This is a genomic window from Streptomyces sp. MK37H, from assembly GCF_018035285.1.
GTDB classification, from domain to species: Bacteria; Actinomycetota; Actinomycetes; order Streptomycetales; family Streptomycetaceae; genus Streptomyces; species Streptomyces endocoffeicus.
The window spans coordinates 1-2,112 of the sequence record NZ_JAAAYH010000758.1 but is presented as its reverse complement, the minus strand read 5'-3'; the positions used below and the strand labels follow the sequence as shown (position 1 = coordinate 2,112).

The following is a 2,112-nucleotide window of genomic DNA, read 5'->3' as shown; positions in this document are numbered from 1 at the left end:
CCGCAAGGTATTTCCGATGCAGGGGACGACGGGCTCCCGCCGGGCCACCGAGTTCACCGCCCTGGACGGGATCGACCTGGAGATCTCCGCGGGTGAGTTCATGGTGGTCGTCGGGCCCAGTGGATGCGGCAAGTCCACACTGCTCGACCTGCTCGGCGGCCTCACCCGGCCCTCCAGCGGGCGGATCCTCCTGGACGGAGAGCCGGTCACCGGCCCCGGCCTTGACCGCGGCATCGGGCATGGCAAGCGGCTCGACTTCCCCGCCCAGGGCCCGGGGCAGCACCACCGCATCGTGACGGGCGGTCTGGACCGCGTATGGACCCGCCCGGAGCCCCTGACCACCGCGCCACGGAAGGTTGCCTGATGATCGAGCTGGTCTCGGCCGAGCGCTGTATCGCCTGCGACAAGTGCGTCAAGGTGTGCCCGACGAACGTCTTCGCCCGGGGCCCCGGGTGATGTGGTGGTCTTCGACAACCGCATCACCCAGCACTACGCGCCCGACGACTACGGCGATCTGCCGCGCCTGCTGCACCGGGTGACCGTGGCGGGCGATACCCCGGTCGGTGTGGACGGCGGGCGCAGCCACGTCCTCGAAGGGGACGAGGCCGGCCACTACACCCCGGCCGCCGCCTGAGGACCACCGTCCTCCCGTGCCATGAGAGTGCCCGCCCGGTGTGCGCCATCCGCACACCGGGCGGGTCGGCATGTGCCGCTACGCCCCTTCGCGGGCCGTTCGGGCCGCGCGGGCCAGGTCCAGGTCGGTGGTCTCCGGCGCCAGGAACTGTGACACGACGGCCCCGACCACCAGCACTCCGGCGCCGACCAGGAGCACGAACTCCGCCCCGAAGTGGTCGAGCCCCATCGGCAGCAGGAACGTACCGATCGCGGCACCCACCCGGCTCATGGCCGTGGCGAAGCCGACGCCCGTGGTGCGCAGCGACGTGGGGAACACCTCCAGCGGATAGACCGCGGTCAGCGCCGAGGAGGCGGCGTTGAGGAAGATGAAGAACAGGAAGCCGACGACGATGACCGGGGTGGAGGACGGCCACACCGCCACCAGGGCCAGACACGCGGCCGTGATCCAGAACGGCGGTATCAGCAGCCTGCGGCGGCCGATCCGCTCCACGACCAGGCACCCCGCGGTGACACCGGCCACGGCGGTGAAGGAGTAGACGAGCAGCGCCGCCACCGCGTTGTCCCCCATGTGCAGAGCCTCGAAGACGTCCGTCCAGAAGGTGCCGATGGCGAAGTACGGCAGCACGAGGGCGGCCCAGAAGACGCTGGCGAACACCGTGGAACGGATGTGCTGCCGGCTGAAGAGCGCGCGGAACCCGTCCTGCCGCACTTCGTCGCGCTCGTCGAGTTCCGCGGCGACATCCACCTCGATGCCGTACTTCTCGATCAGCGCCTCCGCCTCGTCCCGGCGCCCCTGGCTCAGCAGCCAGCGCGCGGACTCCGGGATGCCACCGCGCAGGGCCACACACACCAGCGCGATCACCGCACTGCTCGCCAGGGACCAGCGCCAGCCGCCGTCGACGGAGGTGAACAGCGCCCCCACGACCGTGGCCAGCGCGTACCCCAGGTACCAGCTGATCTCCAGGCTCGCCAGCAGCCGCCCGCGGCCACGTCGGCCCGCGTACTCCGACAGCAGCGGCGCGCCGATCGCGTACTCGCCGCCGATCGCCACACCCATCACCAGCCGGATGAGGAAGAGCTGTGGGCCGTCCACGACGAAGAACTGGAGCACCGAGCCGACCAGGAAGATCAACATGTCGATGAGGAACACCGGCCGGCGTCCGAACCGGTCGGCCAGCCGGCCGAAGAGCGGCCCTCCGACGAAGATGCCGATCAGCGGTGCGGCACCGACCAGCCCCTGTTCCACGGAGGTCAGATGGAGGTCGTCGGTGATCGCGCCCATCGCCAGGCCGATGCCGCCGATGATGTAGCCGTCGATCCCCTGGCCGATCTGGGTGGCCAGCTTCAGCTTGGTGTGCAGCCGCTTGCGTTCGCGTTCGGTGGCGGGTGCGCCCGGCGGTGTGCTGGGCTCGTTGTGCTCGGTCACAGGCGTCGTTGCCATGCGCGGGTCCTTACCTAGAGGGGGAGAACGCCGCC

General features: G+C 70.5%; 2 protein-coding genes and 2 pseudogenes. 3 read left to right on the top strand and 1 reads right to left on the bottom strand.

Annotated features, from left to right (window positions below; genetic code table 11):
* Positions 1 to 16: 16 nt before the first annotated feature.
* The 3 genes and pseudogenes from GWI24_RS46455 to GWI24_RS43590 form a co-directional block, all read left to right on the top strand.
* Positions 17 to 235: pseudogene (locus GWI24_RS46455) on the top strand (ATP-binding cassette domain-containing protein); the annotation flags it as partial.
* A gap of 128 nt (positions 236 to 363) precedes the next feature.
* The gene (locus GWI24_RS46000) at positions 364 to 456 is read left to right on the top strand and encodes a 4Fe-4S binding protein (protein WP_247617714.1); all 93 of its coding nucleotides are present in this window, start codon (positions 364 to 366) and stop codon (positions 454 to 456) included.
* 1 nt (position 457) lies between these two features.
* Positions 458 to 634: pseudogene (locus GWI24_RS43590) on the top strand (TauD/TfdA family dioxygenase); the annotation flags it as partial.
* 78 nt (positions 635 to 712) lie between these two features.
* On the opposite strand, the gene GWI24_RS43585 reads toward GWI24_RS43590, so the two are convergent.
* The gene (locus GWI24_RS43585; RefSeq protein WP_210951547.1) at positions 713 to 2,077 is read right to left on the bottom strand and encodes an MFS transporter; all 1,365 of its coding nucleotides are present in this window, start codon (positions 2,075 to 2,077) and stop codon (positions 713 to 715) included.
* Between the last annotated feature and the right edge of the window lie 35 nt (positions 2,078 to 2,112).

Coding starts and splice junctions, on each gene's coding strand:
- GWI24_RS43585 (WP_210951547.1), bottom strand. CDS start 2,077: ATGGCAACGACGCCTGTGACCGAGCACAACGAGCCCAGCACACCGCCG.
- GWI24_RS46000 (WP_247617714.1), top strand. CDS start 364: ATGATCGAGCTGGTCTCGGCCGAGCGCTGTATCGCCTGCGACAAGTGC.